Origin of the sequence: Thalassospira mesophila, from assembly GCF_002115755.1 — a bacterium.
Taxonomy (GTDB): Bacteria; Pseudomonadota; Alphaproteobacteria; order Rhodospirillales; family Thalassospiraceae; genus Thalassospira; species Thalassospira mesophila.
This window is the reverse complement of record NZ_JFKA01000002.1, coordinates 620,165-638,529: the sequence shown is the minus strand read 5'-3', so window position 1 is coordinate 638,529 and position 18,365 is coordinate 620,165. Positions and strand designations below refer to the sequence as shown.

At 56.0% G+C, this 18,365-nt stretch carries 13 protein-coding genes; 9 read left to right on the top strand and 4 right to left on the bottom strand.

What is annotated here, in order from left to right; all coding sequences use genetic code 11:
* Nucleotides 1-3 precede the first annotated feature (3 nt).
* Nucleotides 4-1,557, bottom strand: coding sequence for a WecB/TagA/CpsF family glycosyltransferase (locus TMES_RS07340; RefSeq protein ID WP_158091201.1), 1,554 nt, complete (start codon nucleotides 1,555-1,557; stop codon nucleotides 4-6).
* Between the two features lie 147 nt (nucleotides 1,558-1,704).
* Between TMES_RS07340 and TMES_RS07335 the strand changes: the two genes are divergently transcribed.
* The 7 genes from TMES_RS07335 to TMES_RS07305 all read left to right on the top strand — a co-directional run bounded on the left by TMES_RS07335 (nucleotide 1,705) and on the right by TMES_RS07305 (nucleotide 9,905).
* Entirely contained in the window at nucleotides 1,705-2,817 is a 1,113-nt protein-coding gene (locus tag TMES_RS07335; protein WP_143589561.1) for a glycosyltransferase family 4 protein, read from the top strand.
* Nucleotides 2,818-2,967: 150 nt separating this feature from the next.
* On the top strand, nucleotides 2,968-4,218 hold the full coding sequence (locus tag TMES_RS07330) for a glycosyltransferase family 4 protein (RefSeq protein WP_245835245.1): 1,251 nt from the start codon (nucleotides 2,968-2,970) through the stop codon (nucleotides 4,216-4,218).
* Entirely contained in the window at nucleotides 4,211-5,377 is a 1,167-nt protein-coding gene (locus tag TMES_RS07325) for a hypothetical protein (RefSeq protein ID WP_085580929.1), read from the top strand. The genes TMES_RS07330 and TMES_RS07325 overlap by 8 nt, the downstream gene beginning before the upstream one ends.
* Nucleotides 5,365-6,141, top strand: coding sequence for a hypothetical protein (locus TMES_RS07320; protein ID WP_085580927.1), 777 nt, complete (start codon nucleotides 5,365-5,367; stop codon nucleotides 6,139-6,141). Before TMES_RS07325 ends, TMES_RS07320 begins: the two co-directional genes overlap by 13 nt.
* Nucleotides 6,126-7,970 (top strand): hypothetical protein, encoded by a 1,845-nt coding sequence (locus tag TMES_RS07315; RefSeq protein ID WP_085580925.1) that lies wholly within the window; start codon nucleotides 6,126-6,128, stop codon nucleotides 7,968-7,970. Before TMES_RS07320 ends, TMES_RS07315 begins: the two co-directional genes overlap by 16 nt.
* Nucleotides 7,967-8,803 (top strand): glycosyltransferase family 2 protein, encoded by an 837-nt coding sequence (locus TMES_RS07310; RefSeq protein ID WP_085580923.1) that lies wholly within the window; start codon nucleotides 7,967-7,969, stop codon nucleotides 8,801-8,803. Before TMES_RS07315 ends, TMES_RS07310 begins: the two co-directional genes overlap by 4 nt.
* Nucleotides 8,796-9,905 (top strand): glycosyltransferase family 4 protein, encoded by a 1,110-nt coding sequence (locus tag TMES_RS07305; protein ID WP_085580921.1) that lies wholly within the window; start codon nucleotides 8,796-8,798, stop codon nucleotides 9,903-9,905. The genes TMES_RS07310 and TMES_RS07305 overlap by 8 nt, the downstream gene beginning before the upstream one ends.
* An 8-nt stretch (nucleotides 9,906-9,913) precedes the next feature.
* Here TMES_RS07305 and TMES_RS07300 read toward each other — a convergent pair whose 3' ends face one another.
* The 3 genes from TMES_RS07300 to leuS all read right to left on the bottom strand — a co-directional run bounded on the left by TMES_RS07300 (nucleotide 9,914) and on the right by leuS (nucleotide 16,063).
* Nucleotides 9,914-11,203 (bottom strand): nucleotide sugar dehydrogenase, encoded by a 1,290-nt coding sequence (locus TMES_RS07300; RefSeq protein WP_085580919.1) that lies wholly within the window; start codon nucleotides 11,201-11,203, stop codon nucleotides 9,914-9,916.
* Nucleotides 11,204-11,300: 97 nt separating this feature from the next.
* The gene (locus TMES_RS07295; protein ID WP_158091200.1) at nucleotides 11,301-12,761 is read right to left on the bottom strand and encodes a TrkH family potassium uptake protein; all 1,461 of its coding nucleotides are present in this window, start codon (nucleotides 12,759-12,761) and stop codon (nucleotides 11,301-11,303) included.
* A gap of 266 nt (nucleotides 12,762-13,027) precedes the next feature.
* On the bottom strand, nucleotides 13,028-16,063 hold the full coding sequence (gene leuS / locus TMES_RS07290; protein WP_425444043.1) for a leucine--tRNA ligase: 3,036 nt from the start codon (nucleotides 16,061-16,063) through the stop codon (nucleotides 13,028-13,030).
* Nucleotides 16,064-16,436: 373 nt separating this feature from the next.
* Between leuS and TMES_RS07285 the strand changes: the two genes are divergently transcribed.
* Complete coding sequence (locus TMES_RS07285) at nucleotides 16,437-17,123, top strand: DUF5610 domain-containing protein (RefSeq protein WP_085580915.1); 687 nt, start codon at nucleotides 16,437-16,439, stop codon at nucleotides 17,121-17,123.
* A gap of 437 nt (nucleotides 17,124-17,560) precedes the next feature.
* The gene (locus TMES_RS07280; protein WP_085580913.1) at nucleotides 17,561-18,079 is read left to right on the top strand and encodes a superoxide dismutase family protein; all 519 of its coding nucleotides are present in this window, start codon (nucleotides 17,561-17,563) and stop codon (nucleotides 18,077-18,079) included.
* Nucleotides 18,080-18,365 lie beyond the last annotated feature (286 nt).

The window sequence follows — 18,365 nt, the reverse complement described above, 5'->3', positions numbered from 1 at the left end:
AAATTACCGGGGGCTGGCATCGTCGGGCCACCAGTCATCGTTGCCGTCCGGGTTTTGGGTCAGTGGTTTTTCATCATCAAACGGGGCGGGAATATATTTATCGCCATGATCCGGGGAGGCAAAAACCTGCCCGACCACACCGGGGCGATAAACATCAATGCCGGTGTTTTGCGCGGGTTGCGCAGGCTGATTTACCGGCAAAACCCGCTCAACCCCGTCCCCCGTCATGCCAAATGCCGCCGCCGACAGGCCCGGCGCATATCGATATGCCAGTTGCGCCGGGTCCCCCCCGCCTTTGCCATAGCGTAAAATCGCCACCAGCAAGGCCTGCATCAATATGCCCTGTATGCCCCCCATCAGGGTCGCGGGAATAAATTGCTGCACAATTAGCTGGGCAAAACACTGCTCCAGCGACGATATAATTTTAATGCCGATATTTTGCCGGGCCTGTGCGGTGTCCGCGCCCTGTGCATCGTTAACCGTACCGGCATTCGGTTTGGCATCCCACGAATTCGGGTTTTCGAAAAACCCGCCCAAAATGCTGGTCAAAGTTTGCCCGTCAATAACAGGTAAAATACCGGGATGTTGCACTAAAACCAACGACGTAAAAAACCCCGCCATCACCGTTGCAACCGAGCGCACCATGTCGCCGTTTTCGACATTTTCGCTATTTTGCGCGCCTTCGGCCGCAGCCAGTTGCGATAATTGCTGTGTTAACTGCGCGCCGGCATTTTGCGGGTCCATAACCGCCGATGCCGTTAACCCGGCCGCTGGCACGGTTTGCCCCCAGGCCGACCCTGCCCCCAAAACCCCGCCCATCAAGGCCACAATCGCTAGCAGGCTGAACTGTTTGATGCGCGACAAACCTGCAATTTGGGTGCTGCGGCTTTTCACCCCTTGCCGTGCCACTAAAATAGCAAACTGAAACAATCCTTTGGCGTAACGCGGGCTCATGGCACGCGGGGCCTGCAATACCCGCCACAGCCATTCCATTCCGGCGTTTTGCCACGATTGTGGCGCACGTTTCACCTGGCCTGAAATAACATCAAACGCCCCGCCAACGCCGATCAGCAACCGCGCCCCGCAGGCCTCGGCATACTCGACAACAAAACGTTCCTTGCGCGGGCTGGGCAAGGCGACAAACACCACATCCGCCCCGCTTTGGGCAACCATATCGGCCATTTCGGCGTCGGTGGCCTCATAGCCATGCCGCCAGCCGACAATGTTTAAACCGGGATAATCACGCACCAGGCGGCTGCGAGTGCGCGCTACAATATCGGGCTTTGCCCCCAGCAAAAAAACCGATGATCGCCGTTCTGCCAGCCCCGGCATCAGGGACATCATTAAATCAATCCCGGTTACACGCCCGGCCAGCCGATAGCCCAACAGCTTTGCCGCCCAGACAATGCCCATGCCATCGGCACTTAAACAATCGCACGCCCGCAAGGCATCGCACAGGGCCGCATCCTTGCGCGCTGCCACCAGCTTTATTGCATTTAAGGAAATATGGCGCAGGCGCTGGTTTTGTTCCAACCCCGCCAAAATATCATCGCGCAATTGATCCGGCCCCCGCCGGTCCAGTCGCAAATTAAAAAATGTTCTGTTCTCCCCCAAGCACCCTGCCCCCCAGATCAGTTTGCTATCAAACGAAACCCTAGGATGGCATAAGTTAACAAAAAAACATCCCTATATTGAAAGTTAACCGTGAAAATTGCACTGATCACGAACCTGATCCCGCCTTACAGGCACCCTGCCCATGCGATACTTGCGGAAATGGCGCAGGCAGAAGGTGGCGAATTTTGCATTATCCGCAGCCACAAAACCGAACCCCAGCGCGACTGGCCCGAGCAAACCGGGCCGTATGCGCAAATCATTCTGCCCGGCATCCGGTGGGCCTTGTCTGAAAACCGCTCTATCGCCGTCACATCCTCCCCCGCCCGCCATTTGGCCACCTTTGCCCCCGACGTCGTCATTCTTGCGGGCTTTGGCATGGCGATGTGGCAGGCCCATCGCTGGTGCCGGGCGCACAATATTCCCTATATCGTCCGTTTTGATGGCTGGGCACAGTCCGATGCGGCCTTTAAAAACCTGCTGCGGGCCAAAATGCGCCGCATCATGATTTCCCATGCCAACGGGGCGATTGCCGCCAGCCAACCCGGCAAACACTGGTTTTTGGCCCACGGCATGGCGGCGGATAAAATTTCGACCATTCCGCTGGCTCCGTCATTTTCGCCATTGCCCAACCCGGTAATACCGGAGTTCACCCAACGCCCCTATGACCTTTTATGGTGTGGTCGCCCCACCGCGCCAAAGGGCTTTACCCACTTTCTGTCCATCGCAAGCGCCCTTTATCAGCAACATGCCATTTCGCGCATCTGCATTGCCGGTGTATTTGCAAGGGATACCGCCATCCTTCAGGCCAAATTGTCCGCAATTGGCCTTGGCGATATCACGACAATACTTCCGCCAACACCCCCGCACAAACTGGCCCCGGTTTATGCCAATGCCCGGCTGTTTTTGCTGCCATCGCTTACCGATGCCTACGGTGTTGCCGTGGTTGAGGCAATGGCGTGCAATACACTCGCGCTGGCATCTGATCAGGTCGGGGTGGCCCATGACGTTTTGGTGGCCGGTGAAACCATGTTGCCCCTGCCCAATCCCGGCACGGAAAACTGGTTAACTGCCGTCAAACGCCTGTTGACCAATCCCGCTTATCGCCACCGGCATTTAGCGTTGCAAAAACAGGCCATTGCCCACAATACCCCCCGCGATATCGCCCAACAAACCTGGCAGGCCTGCCGGGCTGCGATTGGCTAAACCACCGCCCACCAGCAACAAGGTTGCGGGTTTGTTTTGCCTCAACCGATAATTGTCAGATATGGTTTTATCTGTTTGCAACAATGCGGGCATATTGGGGAATTGGCCGTTTATGAAAATGCAGGGTGCGTTATTTATGGGCGATCATACGTGCGACAATCCACAATGATTGCCGATATCTGGATGATTGGCCGCATAGACCAGTTTGCTGTGCTGGGCGCGCATTTAGCCCAACAGGGCAGACTTGCCCGCTGGGACAGTTTCTGGCGTCATTCTGACCTGCTAGCCCCGCAGCAAACCCGTTTGCCCAGCCCCCCTCACCACCGCTTGCGTGCTCTGCTTAACCGCCCGTCGCGCCGGGTGGATGCACAAATGGCCACCATTCCCGGCCGCCATTTGCTGCCCGATATTTTGGGGCATGTTGCGCGCACATGCCGGTTGCCGGGTTATAATCTGGCATCCGATCTGCCGTTATCATGGCTGGCGGCAAGCCATATGCCCGCAACCGCGCGTATCTTGCACGGGCAGGGCAATTACAGCCTTCCGGCCATGCAGCGCGCACGTAAAAACGGTGTGCTGACCATCAGCGATGTTACCGGGCAACTGGCCCCCATCCGCACCCGTCAGCTTGGCGATGAATACCGCGCCCATCACCGGAACTGGCGCGAAATATCGTCTTTTCTGGCCCGCCGCCGGTTGGGCGAAGCCCGCTTTGCCGATGCGGTTTTTGCCCCGTCTGAAACCGTGGCACAGGGTTTGGCGCAGTGTGGCATTGCACCAAACAACATCCATATCGTGCCGTTCGATGCCCCCCTGGCCCGGCAATGCCTGACACTACGCCGCCCCGATACCGCCGTTTCGAATAACAGCTTTCAGTTGCTTTATATCGGCGACATGGCGCTGGCAAAGGGGCTGGCAACATTGATTGACGGGTTTAAAACCCTGCGCCGCCAGTTTGGCCCGGCGATACACCTCTCGCTGATCGGTCGGGCGCGCGATTGTGCCCGGTCCTTGTTAGCCCACCTGCCCGATGGCGCCACATGGCAGGGGCAACAACCGCCAACCACCATTTTACACGCCCTGCAAACCGCCGATTTGTTTGTGTTTCCATCCCTTTCCGAAGGCTCCAGTCTGGCGGTGCAAGAAGCCATGGCCGCAGGCATGGCGGTAATCACCACCCCGGCGGCGGGCAGCATTATAAAAGACGGACATAACGGCGTTTTAATCCCGCCGCGCGATCCCGGCGCGCTGGTTCATGCCATCACAAAGCTGATGCGCGATCGCCCGTTTGGCGCAAAGCTGGGCCAGGCGGCAAGAACGGCAATTGCCGCCCAGCTTGGCGAAGGCTATGGCAACCGGGTCTGTGCCGCCTATGACCGGGTGTTGACCCGTCATGGATAATCGCGCGCCGCTGTGGATGATTGGGGCAACCGCGCTGAACCGGGCGGGCGGATTGATCATGATCCTGATTTTGGGTCATGCCATCGCGCCGGATATTCTGGCCGGTTATTTCAGCGCCATTGTCACCATTGGCGTTGCGATCAGCATTACCCAGGCGGGCTGTGGCCCGTTGCTGGTTCGGCTGGCGCAAAACCGGCAATGGCGGGCTGTTATTGGCATTGTTATGCTGCGCGTTGCCCTTGCACTAGCGGCCATTCTCATACTCGCCCCCGGCCTGCCGCCTGTCGCGTGGCCGGTTCTTATGATGCCGCTGGCCGCCGCCCTGTCGCCCGACTGGATCATTACCGCCCGCCTGCAATTCCACCGCATTCTGGCGATTGGCAGTCTGGGCCAAATTGCAGGCATTGCCATCGCCCTTTATGCCAGTGCCGGTCCCGCGACGAATAGCACAGCATGGCTTTATGCCTGCGCCCCGGCCATCAGCCTGACAACCTGTCTGGCATCGGCTTTCTGGGCATGGTCTGGCAGGTACAAGACCCGGCACAGCCCGGCAAAGACAACGCCCCGCATCCCCCCGCTAAACATCAAAATCTGGCCGCAACTGATTTTGCTCACCTTGCTGGCCGGGTTGTTGCCCAATATTGATATTGCGTTTTTGCCATCAACGCTGGCGCAAAGTGATCATGACGCGCTGATGCTGGTCCACCGGTTATTACTGCTGTGCGCTGCCGGGTTTGCCGCCATATCGGGGGTGTTGTTTGCCCAAAAACAAACTGGTGCGGGGCGCGATATCTGGCTGTTTATCCCCGCCCTTTGCATGGCGCTGGCCTTGTTAATCCTGCCCAATGCCGCGTTAACCCTGCTGTTTGGGCACAGCAGTGCCGCAAGCAGCGACATATTGCGCCTTGCCGCCCCGTGGCCGCTTCTTTTGGCGCTGGTATTACGGCAAATTCTGATCCTTCAGGAACGGTCCGGGCATGTGGTGCTCGCAACGCTGGCCATGGTTATTTGTGTCGGCGGTGCTGCGGCACTGGCCCAACTGGGCACGGTCGACGGCATTGTTATGGCGATGAATGCCAAACTGGCACTTTTGGCAGGACTGTTTATGATGGCGGCACGGCTTGATGTCTGGCAAAGGTACGCGTCATGCCAGAATTAACCACCCAAATCACCGATAACCGCCTGATCAGCGGCAGTTTTGGCCCGGTTCATTTTGGCACGAATGATTTCGGACCGGTCAATTTCGGTCCCTGGGGGTTTGAGGCATCGGACCGCGTATCCTTTCTGACCCTTGACGATAACAGCCGCCATGTGAACCATGCGGGCACCGACATTAATTTTAAAAATTCACGCTGGCGGCTGGAGTATCAGACCCGACCGTCGCAAAAGGACACCGCCATCACCATCTCCGCCCGCTTTACCGCCCTTACCGGTGGCCCGTTACAGGACGCCGTTATCCGGCTGGTATTTGATAAAACAGCGATTGACCACGGCATGATTGCCAACCAGAAATACCATCATCGCAACAGCGACAAATACCGCCTGTTTCCCACCCGGCAGGTGCAATTGCACACCCGTGATGATCGCAAGATTGACGTAACACTGGACCACGCCGAGGGTGCCGGGCGTTTCGCCCCTTATATGTATTTGCGCGACCGCGATGAAAGCTGGATCATTCATGCGCGCCTGTTGCCAATCGCCCCGATAGATGACATCTGGCTGCGCTGGGCCAACCGTTTGTTCACCCTGACCTGCCCGCAAAAGCTGGCACGGCTCATCTGGAAGGCCCCCGGTGGCAAAGCCATTTTGTGGCGTTTGCGCGAAAAATGGGGCCGCCATGCCCCGGAAATTCAGGCGGTTCCGTTAAACATTCTAAAACCGGGTCAAAGCCTGTATCTGGAGGTCACATGCCGGTTTCACTAAACCCGCCAGAGGGAACACCTGCCAAAAAAACCAAAACCCGGCGCGGCATTAAAACCGGCACCGCCAGCAATGCATCGGCTTTAACACCGCAAATCAGGGCGAAACGCCTTGCCGTTCTGATTGCCGATATATTACTTGGCCAGCAAAACCCGGATGGCAATTTTCCCCAACACGGTTTTTATGCCACCGCCTTTGCCATTGCCCTGTGGCAGGGGCTTGACGATGCCAAATATCAATCCGCCATTGATCGCGCGACAACGGCCCTGCAAAATCAGGCCAACGACCCGCGCTATCATCGTGAATTTATTGAATTTGCCCTGCATCACTCCCCCGGCACGTCCGAACCACGGCGCAAACGCATTTTATCTGGCAAGCGCTATCGCAATGCCGGCATTGCCAACTGGCTGATTTTGCGAATGCTCTGCCTTGAAAAAGGCAATTTACCGTCGCGCCTGGCGGCCCGCGCATTATGGCGCTTTATTGCGCGAAATTTCCGCGACGGTGCGGCTTTTATGGACCGCAAAGGGTGCTTTTCGGCCCAGTATCATGCCTTTTGCGCCGCCTTGCTCAGCTTCAGCACCCAGCCTGCCTGTCGGGCAGCCGGGCGGGTGGCAACCGGCCTGATTGCCCAACTGGTCACCGAAACCGGTCATGCCAACCTGATTGGCCGGGGGGCGGGGCAAAGTTTTGGCACCGTAAGCGCCCTTTATGCCCTGCTTGATGCCGGCGAAGACGACTGCGCAACCACTCTGCTAGACCAGATCGAACAAAGCCTGATTGCGACCGGGACATTGCCGCTTAATTTGCTGGCAAACGGCGGCGACCATTTAAACATCCCCCCCGCCCCTTTTCCCGCCCCGTCACAGGGAAAAATGCCGCCCTCGCCCGGCGGCACCATTGCCAATATTGCGCTGCCCGCCAATGTCTTGCCGTTGCGCGCCCATTCGGCCCCGATCACCTATCATCCGTTCAAATCCTCAGTGATGGCTGATATCGCCGATAAAACCAGCCCGCCTTTTCCAATAAATCCCGGGCCGGACAACCCCGACACCCCGGGCTGGTATAGCTATAACCGCCATTTCGACTATCTGGCTTTTGCCGGTTTTTTCCTGCTGCGTGCAGGCCAGATTGCCCTCACAGAATCGGACAATCGCGGGTCGAACGCGGTGTTGGCGGGTCATCCCGTGCCCCAAAACCCCGACACACCCTTTCACCATCGCACCACCGCGCATTATGCGGCCCTGTTTAATCTGTCGGGCGGCGCGCCATATGATGTTACCCCGATGCCGGTTGTCACCGCGCCCAATGGCAATATCATTCTGCCCGCTTGCGGGGGCGAGCAGGATTTTGCCAGCCTTTATGGGGCCGACAGCACCCCGCTGCCCTGCTGTGTGCGGCATAATCATTTCGCCCGTTATGATGGCGCGACGTATCAGGATGATACAATTTTGATGCACTATCATGTTGGCGGGTATGTCGGCACACGGCGGATTGTTTTTTTTCCTGACGCGATCGAATTTACCGATCATGTCGAAATCGCCCTTGATGGCGAAACACCCGCACATCAAGCGCCCCAGCCCGACGATATCATCCGGCTGTTTCGGCTGTTTTTACCCCACGACCTGCACGCAACCCAGCATCATCCCAACAGGCTGTCCTTTCCGCAAATCGGGCTGGAAATAACCGGCTCATCACCGTTGAATTTAACCCCGTCAAAGCATTTTTCGGCTTTCGGGCCGGTGCAAACCCTGTTTTGCCAAAAAACCGTCGCCGACGATGGCACCTGCCATGCCGCGTTGAAACTGCATTGGGTGACAAAAAATCCATGACGGAAAACGCCGATGCTGGTGCTGGTGCAGATGCTGGTGTCGCCAAAACCATTACCGTGGTCACAACAATCCACAATGGTCAGGGGCACTGGCCGGAATTTTTCGCCAATCTTCAGGCCATTCTGGGCCCCGATGACCCCGCCATCATTGTCGATGACGGATCATTCCCCGCCGTTTGTTTACCGGAAATCCTGGCGGGCGACAAACGGGTCGCTCTGTTATCCCCGGGCAAAATTGGCCGGGGTGCGGCCCTTAATCTAGCGATTTCACACGCCCAAACGGCCTTTATTGCCATTCAGGATGTGGATGACCGCAGCGATCCGGCCCGCCTGCCTGCTATGAAACAGCTCGCGGCGCGTTATCCCGGTCAGTTGATTTTTTGCCAAGCCATCCGACACGGCAAAACAAACGGGGTTGTGCCAACATCCACCCCCAAAGACGCACCAATCCGCCCGATAGCGGCGGCACGGCTTTATCGTGGCAACCCGTTTCATCATTCGTGTCTCGCGTTTTCCAAAAGCCTGTGGCAGGCCGTGGGCGGATATAATGCCGCCTTGCCCTGCTGCCTTGATCTGGATTTTTATCTGCGCACGCTGGCGCACTCGCCACACCCGATGATGTTGCTTTGCTGCCCGCTGGTAACGCGCCATACCGGCCCGAATCGCCATTATTTTGGCCTGCCGCCCAAACTTTACCATGAAACGGTTTTAGCCATCCGGGCGCGATACCGCCGCCAAATCCAGCCGCCCTTCTGGTTGCGCGTTTATGATTTACGGCATTTTGTTCTGGCAATTTACGCCCGCCTAAACAAGCAACGGCGCAACAATGCCTGAAGCCAAGCCAAAGCATATTCTGGCCCTGGTGCATTTGCCGCCGCCCTTGCATGGGGCTGCGATTATGAACAAACGCGCAATAGAGGTTTTACACGCGCAATACCGGGTCACCCTGCTGCCATTGCGATTTTCCAGCGATATTTCACAGGTTGGCCGGACCAGCCACGCCAAATATGTGGTCGCAATGCTCTATCTTTGTCGCCTGTTCTGGCAATTGATCACCAAACGTCCCGATCTGGTATATTTCAGCTTTGCCCCCACCGGCCCGGCTTTTTGGCGCGACAGCCTGTATGCGCTGTTGATCCGGGCTTTTGGTATTCGCTGTGTGTTTCATTTGCATGGCCGGGGCCTTAAAACCCTGCGTGATCACGCCAAAATTGCAGCACGGGTACAAAAGGCCGTTTTTAAAAATCAGGTTGCCCTTGTTCTGGGACCATCCCTTACAACCGAACTCGACGGGCTTGATTGCGAAACCGCCATCCTTGCCAATTGCGTCGATATCCCTGCACTGCAAAACGCCGGGCCGCAAACCGTGCAAAATCCTGGCCCCTTGCGCATCCTGTTTTTATCCAACCTGATCCGCGACAAGGGGATAGACACCCTGATTAACGCCCTTGGTCTATTAAAGCAGCACGGCATAAGCTTCCGGTTTGATATTGCCGGGGCGCAAGGCGATGTGTCCGAACCACAATTACTGCAACTGTTGAATGATGCCGACATTGCCGATATCAGCCACTATCACGGCACCGTTGGCCCGATTGCCAAAACCACATTGCTCCATAACAGCGATATAATGGTCTTTCCCAGCCGCTATGCCAATGAAGCCCAGCCTTTGGTGGTGCTAGAAGCCATGGCGCACGGGGTTTCTGTTATCAGCAGCAATGTTGGCACGCTTGGCGATATTGTCATTGAAAACCAGACCGGCTTTGTGCTGGGCACTTCGCATGATGCACAAGAACTGGCAACAACCATTTTGCGTGCCCATAACGCCCCCACCCGGCGGGCAGATATGGCAAAGGCCGCCCGCACCCTGTGCGAAACGGCCTTTCATCCCGATATTTTTGCGCAAAACCTGCGCGATATCTTTGCCCGGTTGCTATAGCGGCGCTTTTACAAGCGCCACAAATCAATCCCGTCCGGGCGGTCTTCGCGTGGCAGCATGGCGCGCACATCGGCAACAAAACCCTTGCCGTCATCCAGCATGTTTTGCACCATCGGCCAGCCACCACTGACATAATCACGGTGCGACACCGCCATCACCACGGCATCAGCGGGTTTAAGGTCCGCAAACGCGCACAGCTTTAGCCCGTCAAATTCATGGGCGACTTCATCGGCATCGGCCATCGCGTCATGCACCTGCACTGTAATCCCGGCATCTTCCAGCTCGCGGATAATGTCGATCACGCGGGTATTGCGAATGTCAGGCACGTTTTCCTTAAAGGTCAGGCCCAGCACCGTCACGGTCGGGTTTACCACCCCGCCTTTGCGCAAAATCGCCCGGATCACCTTGTTGGCGACAACTGTGCCCATGCCATCGTTAATGCGACGCCCGGCCAGAATAACCTGCGGGTAATAACCCAGTTCTTCGGCCTTGTGGGTCAGGTAATAGGGGTCAACGCCAATGCAGTGCCCACCGACCAGACCGGGGGTAAAACGCAGGAAGTTCCATTTGGTTCCGGCGGCGGCCAAAACATCGCTGGTATCAATACCGGCGCGATCAAAAATCAGCGACAGTTCGTTCATCAGGGCAATGTTTAAATCGCGCTGGGTGTTTTCAATCACCTTGGCGGCTTCGGCGGCCTTAATCGTCGGGGCTTTGTGAATGCCCGCTGTTACCACGCTGCCATAAACAGCAGCGACAATTTCCAGTGTTTCCGGGGTCTGGCCGGAAACAACCTTGGTAATGGTGGTAAAACGGTGTTCGCGATCGCCGGGGTTAATCCGCTCGGGCGAATAGCCCACCGTGAAATCAACACCGGCTTTCAGGCCCGATTGTGCTTCCAAAATCGGCACGCAAACATCTTCGGTGGCACCGGGGTAAACCGTGCTTTCATAAACCACAATGTCACCAGCCTTTAGCACCGCACCAACCGTTTTCGAGGCCGAGCGCAACGGCGATAAATCGGGCAGATTGGCCTGATCAATCGGGGTTGGCACCGTCACAATATGAAAGTCCGCCAAGGCCAGATCGGCAGCATTGTCCGTCAACAGCAAATTGGCCGCAGCCAATTCCGGTTCATCCACCTCGCCTGTGGCGTCATGGCCCGAACGTAGCTGCGCTATCCGTTTTTTGTTGATGTCAAAGGCAACGGTTTGTCCGTTATGTGTGCCAAAGGCCACCGCGACCGGCAATCCAACATATCCCAAACCAACAACTGAAATCTTGCGTCCGTGGCTCATAAAGCTGACTTTCTCACTTTCTGAAATGACCTTCTGCTTCTATCGACTGCGACAAACAGCGTCAACGCATAGCAAGGCGTTCGCGGCAACTTTCAGGTTAATCCCGCCAATATTCAGCAATGAACAAGACATAGACCGTCATCAGTTCCAGCCGCCCCAACAGCATCGCCCCGATCAGCACCCATTTGGTCGGATCAGACAGGGCTTCAAAATTGCCCGATGGCCCGCCCAGTGTGCCCAGCCCCGGCCCGGCATTGGCCATGCCCTGTGCCACCAGCGTGATGGCCGATAAAAAATCCGGCCCGGTGGCCATCACCGCAACGGACAAAACCAGAAGCGTCATCATGTAGATGAAAAAGAAATTGCGCACGCCCAGAATGGTCTGGTCATCAACTGCGTGCCCGGCATAGCGGGTCAGCAATATCTGATTGGGCCGCACCATTTGGCGAAGCTGGCGCACCAAACCGCCCCACAGGATTTGCCAGCGAAAAATCTTGATCCCGCCTGCGGTGGAGCCCGCACAGCCGCCAATAATCATCAGCATAAAAAACAGACCGGTGGCAAAACTGCCCCAGGCCCCAAAATCGGTGGTGGCAAAACCGGTATCGGTTAACACCGATGTCACATTAAAGGCCGACACCCGTAGTGCATGCCAAAGCGGCATATGGTTGGCATCCACATTCCATGCGGTCATCAGCAAAACAGCACCGGTCAGAACGCCTAAAAATACCACCACCTGGCGTTCCTGAAAAAACGCCCGGCTGCCTTTGGTAAACAAATGCGCGTAAAATATCAGCGGCAAGGCCCCGGCTGCCATAAAAACAATGCCGACAATTTCAATCGGGACGGAATTAAAATACCCCATCGAGGCGTCCTTGGTCGAATAGCCGCCCGTCGCGATGGTCGCCATGGCATGGTTGATGGCATCAAAGCTGCCCATGCCCGCAAGGTCATAGCCAATGGCACATAGCACCGAAAGCCCGACATAAACCATTACGGTCAAAGCTGCCATATGCACCACACGCGCCACCGGCTTGCCCGAAATGTCCGATGATTCCGTGCGAAAAAGCTGCATCCCGCCGACCCGCAACATTGGCAGCAACATCATCGCCATGACAACAATGCCAACCCCGCCAATCCACTGCATTAACGACCGCCACAACAACAAGCCCGGTGCCATATCATCCAGCCCGCTTAAGACCGTGGAGCCCGTTGTCGTTAACGCCGACATGGTTTCAAAATAGGCATCGGTAAAAGTTAGCCCAAGGCTGGAAAAATACAGCGGCAAACTGCCAAACAAACTGACCAGCACCCATGCCGACACGGTTAACAAATACCCCGCCCGGGCATTTAACCGGTCGGACAAGCCCCGGCAAGACAAGGCCAGCGCTGCCCCGATAAACGAACACACCCCGGCCGACCCGGCAAAAGCCCACCAGTCGGCATTGGCCATGCCCAGATCGACCAGCATTGGCACGACCATGGCAGTTGCCAGTACCAGCAGCAGCAAACCATTAACGAACAGGACAAAACGCACGGCACTGCCAAACGGTGTCATGAATTCTCCGGGGTTGTGATGGGCAAATGCCGTGACCGGTAATGCGAATAGTCCGGCATTGCGTATCAAAAAAAACAAAAGCCGGGCAGAACACCCGCCACCAGGAAAAGGCAAATAACGTGGCGGGTATCCTGCCTGAAAGTGACGGCAATAACCCCCGCCAATCGGGAAACCGCCATCTGCGCACATTGCATGCCCAAAACAAAAATGGCGCGCCCCGGATGGTATCCGGCAAGGCGCGCCATTTTTAAAAATCTGCTGTGGTTTTAACCTTTAACCACAATATTCACCAGCTTCGGCGTCGGTTTGGCAATGTAAATCAGCTTCACGATCTCTTTGCCCTCAATATGGCGGGCGACATTTTCTTCGGCCTTGGCAAGGGCCTCGACAGTTGCCTGATCGGCATCTGCCGCCACCATAATGGCACCGCGTTTTTTGCCATTCACCTGAACCGGCACTTCAAATTCATCGTCTTTGGCTTTTTCGGCATCAAATACCGGCCAATCAAACTTGATCACCGATTTTTTGGCGGCAAATTCGTCCGGTGCCAACGTGCTTGCCAGTTCTTCGCCCAGATGCGGCGCAAACGGGGCCACCATCAGGGCAAGGGCACGAATATGGTCCGCATGAACCGCACCTTGTTTGCCAAGGGCGTTGGTCAGTTCGATCAAGGCGGCAAGGGCCGTATTCAGGCGTAGATTGTCAATATCCTTGCCAACCTTTTCGATGGTTTTATGCACCAGACTGTCAATTTTCGCATCTAACACATCGGTGCGGTCCGCCTGGGTTGCCAGTTTCCAGACATTGCCCAAAAACCGCAACATGCCAACAATGGCATCAGACTGCCACGGCTTGGAACTATCAAGCGGCCCCATATACATTTCATAGGCCCGGAAGGTATCGATCGTATATTGGTCGCAAATTTCTTCCGGCGGAATGCCGTTTTTATAGCGTTTGCCCATCTTGCCGGGCACCGTGATCAGGGCTTCATCGGTTTTGGCATTAAACGGGCGTTTTTTACCATCAACGTCACGCATTTCAACATCGTGAATGTCAACATACACGCCACGGGCGTCGGTATAGGCATCGGCCGTGATCATGCCCTGGTTAAACAGTTGTTGGAACGGTTCCGGGGTTTGCACATGGCCCAGATCGAACAGCACCTTGTGCCAAAAGCGCGAATACAGCAAATGCAGCACCGCATGTTCCGCCCCACCCACATACAAATCCACCGCACCGGCCAATGGCTTGCCATTGTCATCCAGCGTTTTTGACCAGTAATCGGCGGCCTCGGGTGCCACAAACGCATCATTGTTATGGGCATCGAAATAACGCAGGAAATACCAGCATGACCCGGCCCAGTTGGGCATGGAATTGGCATCGCGTTTGAAGGCACGCACCGGATATTCCACGCCATTATGAACGTAGTTTTCGCCCGCAGCGGCATCGACCGGCAGAACCGAACCGTCGTCCAGAACAATCCCGGCAACTTCCATCCATTCCCTGGCGCGTGCCAGCGGCGGTTCGGGTTCGGAATTCGGGTCTTCGTTGGATTGCGGTTTAAAATCGGTCATTTCGGGCAGCAAAACCGGCAAAGCGGTTTCGGCCACACCATGCACCTGCCCGGTTTCAATATCGAACAAAACCGGGAACGGCTCGCCCCAATAACGCTGGCGCGAAAACAGCCAGTCGCGCAGTTTATATTGCGTGCGGCCCCGGCCAATGCCGTGGTGTTCCAGCCATTCAATCATCCGGGCTTTGGCATCGGCGGTTGCAAGGCCGTTTAGCGAAATGCTGTCATTGGTGGAATTAATGTTTTCGCCGGTATCGGTATAGGCACCCGCAAATGTTTCAGGGGCGGCAATATATTTCGCCAGCTTTGCATCCCCCGAAAGGTCCGCAATATCCGCAGGCGCGTTTTCAGCCAGCCAATGATCGGTCGGGCGCGTGGTCGCCTTGATCGGCAGGTTGAACTTGCGGGCAAATTCAAAGTCGCGCTGGTCGCCCGACGGCACCGCCATGATCGCGCCGGTGCCATAGCCCATCAAAACATAATCGGCAATCCAGACCGGGATTTTATCGCCCGCGACCGGGTTGGTGGCATAGGCGCCAATAAACACACCGGTTTTTTCGCGTTCGGCATCATCCTTGGCCGATACGGCCTTTACCTCGGCGGCCTGTTTGCGATAGGCGCTCACGGCGGCTTTGGCATCGTCGGCCACCAGCGCATCGACCAGCGGATGTTCCGGGGCCAGCACCATATAGGTGGCGCCAAAAATGGTATCGGGCCGGGTGGTGTAAACGGCAATTTTGCTATCAACACCCGAAACGGTTTCAACCGGGAAATTCACCCGCGCACCAACCGAACGGCCGATCCAGCTTTTTTGCATTTCAACAACACCGTTGGGCCAGTTCAGCCCGGCAAGGTCAGAAACCAGCCGGTCGGCATAGTCGGTAATGCGCAGCATCCACTGTTTAAGCGGGCGTTTGTAAACCGGGTAATCGCCACGCTCGGACTTGCCTTCGTTGGTCACTTCCTCGTTTGACAAAACGGTTCCCAGCATAGGGCACCAGTTGACCGGTACTTCATCGACATAAGCCAGACGGGCACGGTCAATGGCGCGGCCAATCGCGGCGGCACTTTCGGCCTTTACCCCATCGCCAACCATGCTGGCGGGCTGGGCCACACCATCTTCATCTAACAACCATTCCCCGGCATCAAGCAGCGGGCGCAGCTCGGCGATCGGGCGGGCACGGCCAATAACAATATTGCCATCGGGGCCGGTCCATTCCATCAACGGATCATAAAAGCTGTTAAACAGCTGCAGGAAAATCCACTGCGTCCATTTATAATATTCCGGGTCGGTCGAGGCAAAACGACGATGCGGGTCATGGCCCAGACCAATCACCTCGAACTGGCGCAGCATATTTTCAATATTGGCTTCGGTGGTGATGCGCGGATGCTGCCCGGTCTGGATCGCGAATTGTTCGGCAGGCAGGCCAAAGGCATCAAAACCCATCGAATGCAAAACGTTAAAGCCGCTCATGCGTTTGTAACGCGCCTTGACATCGGTGGCGATATAACCCAGCGGATGACCAATATGCAGCCCGACCCCGCTCGGGTACGGGAACATATCGAGGATCACGCTTTTCTTTTTGGACGGATCAAAATCGGCATCGCCCGGGTTTGGGGTGCGATAAATATCGTTTTCGCGCCAATATTGCTGCCAGCGTTTTTCAAACGCTGCGGCACTTTCCTGATAGTTTGCCACTGTATGGTTTGCCGCTGTTGGGTTTGCCACTGTCAAACTGCTCCTGCATCTGGTCAGGGTCAAACCGTGGAGGAAACTCGACACGCCCTGACCGGGTAAATTACGAATTAAACCCTGTTCAATAATCGGGCTTGGCGCGCGGTGCAATCCCCCATCGCAATTATCGCGCCAAAAGACCCCTGATCCCGGGGAACGCGCCGCTGTATTTGGGCAATGGCGCCCCACAATGCTCTGGTTCCCGGATCAAAGGCTCCCATATCAAAGATCATGCTGGTACCGCGCCGGGCCAGCCGCCAGATCAACCTGCCCGTTAATACTTCGCTGGCTTTTTTCGCAAAAACATGCCATTGTCTGTTGTTGAAAATTAACGCGCGTTCCCGCGAAAGATCGCAGGAGTTGGGAAATGGACCTCCTTGTTGGTGGCCAGAATAGTCAAAACACTGGAATATCAGCACGTTCTGCTCAAGCTTATTTGCCGGGCGGCAATGACAAGTCTGGTCACAGTGGATCGCTGATTGGCAAGGACTCGGGTGCGAATATCTTTGGTGATGCCACCAAGGTCTCGCTTTCAAACAGTTCTGCCCAGGCTCTTGGCACCGATCAGATCATTTCTGCGATCAATGAAAGCCTTTCAAGCTCCGGGATCTCGATCCAGGGGGTAAACCCCGACGATTACACGCCCGAAGCCGTATCGGACCGGATATTGTCGCAGGTTTCCAACCTGATCACGTCACATGCCGATAATGAAGGCGAAGCCCGTCATATTTTGTCCGAGGCTTCCAGGGGGATAGCCAAAGGCATTGATCAGGCCCGTGATCTTCTTGAAGGTTTGGGCGCGCTAAATGAAACCGTTAGTGCCAGCATCAATGACACGCAGCAGCGCCTTGATGATGGCCTGAAATCGCTTGATGCCCGAATTACCGAACTGTTTGCCCCGCAAAAGGACGAAGCCCTGTCGGCGGCCAGCCCCAAAGGCGACGAACAGACGGTTCAAACCCAGATTACACAAACCGCGCAAGCCAGCCAGTATTCGGCTCAGGCTGCCGTGGCGCAAGATCGCAACCGCCCACAATTTAGCACTTACGCCTAGGCGACCGGAAATATCCCTGCCCGCCCGCCAATCGGGCGTGGTGCCAGATTGGCTTGGGAAATGTCGTTACCAGGTAAATGCCGCCAGGTAAAAGTCGCGAGATAAAACCGGCTTAATGCGAACAGCCGGATTTCCACCATAAGACCGAGCAAGCAGCAAGAAGTAACCGGCCTGACACTCCCCCGTCAGGCCGGTCTTTTTTCTCCCTTTGTCGTGCCTCGATGCTCAAAGAGCCCGGAGACGAGCACCAAAAAGGGCTTCTTACGCAGCACCATCAATCCACCCCCGCCACCCCGTGGCGCGCCGATCCTGCTGCTGTGAATGCCCCCGGTTACTTTTGCGCGTGATACCGTTTAAAAAAACAATCTGCGGCTTTGCGGGAACAAAGAACGGCTCACGCAGTTCAACAAGTTAACAAATCAATAAGGAGAACATCGATGCGAGCCATCATCGTCCCTTTAATTGCCCTGACAGCAGGGGCCGTTTCGCTGGTTGCCTTTCCGGCCTTTGCCGAAACCGCCGCCACGGCCACCTTTCACAATGACGAAAACACCAATATCGGCACCGCCCAACTCACCGAAACCGACGGCGGGGTTGTGATCAAAGCCGAGGTCACCGGCCTGCCATCGGACCAGTGGGTTGCTTTTCACATCCATGAAAATGGCGAATGCGATACAGCCAGCAAGTTTAAAACTGCCGGGGGCCACTTTAACCCCACCCACAAAATGCACGGTTTTTTAATGCCAAACGGCCCCCATGCCGGGGATATGCCCAACCAGTATGTCAACGCGCAGGGCAAAATGTTTAGCCAGTTGATCGATACCGATGTCAAACTCGACGACAAAGAAACCGGTATTCGTAGCAAAACCATCGTTATTCACGCCGGCGCCGACGATTATATGTCCCAGCCCTCCGGTGCCGCCGGGGAACGGCTTGCTTGTGCGGTCATTAAATAAACAGCTCGTCATTTTCCGGTCCATCTTCCGTCCTGTCGGCTTTCCCCATGCGATACCGGGGGCCGCCGCCCGGGCGTCGGGCACCGCCTTCTTCCGGGCCTTCGCACTGCAACATTAATTTTTGCACCCGCCTCGGCATTGCCATTGGCACCGACTTTTGCATTGCTCCACAGCCCTGAAACGATCCCGTCACAGGCCTGATTTAATCCCCGCACCGGGCCAGTCATAAAAAGCTGTAATTTGGTACCGTAATATGGTTGAATTTTTCTCGCCTGATCTGTTCAAC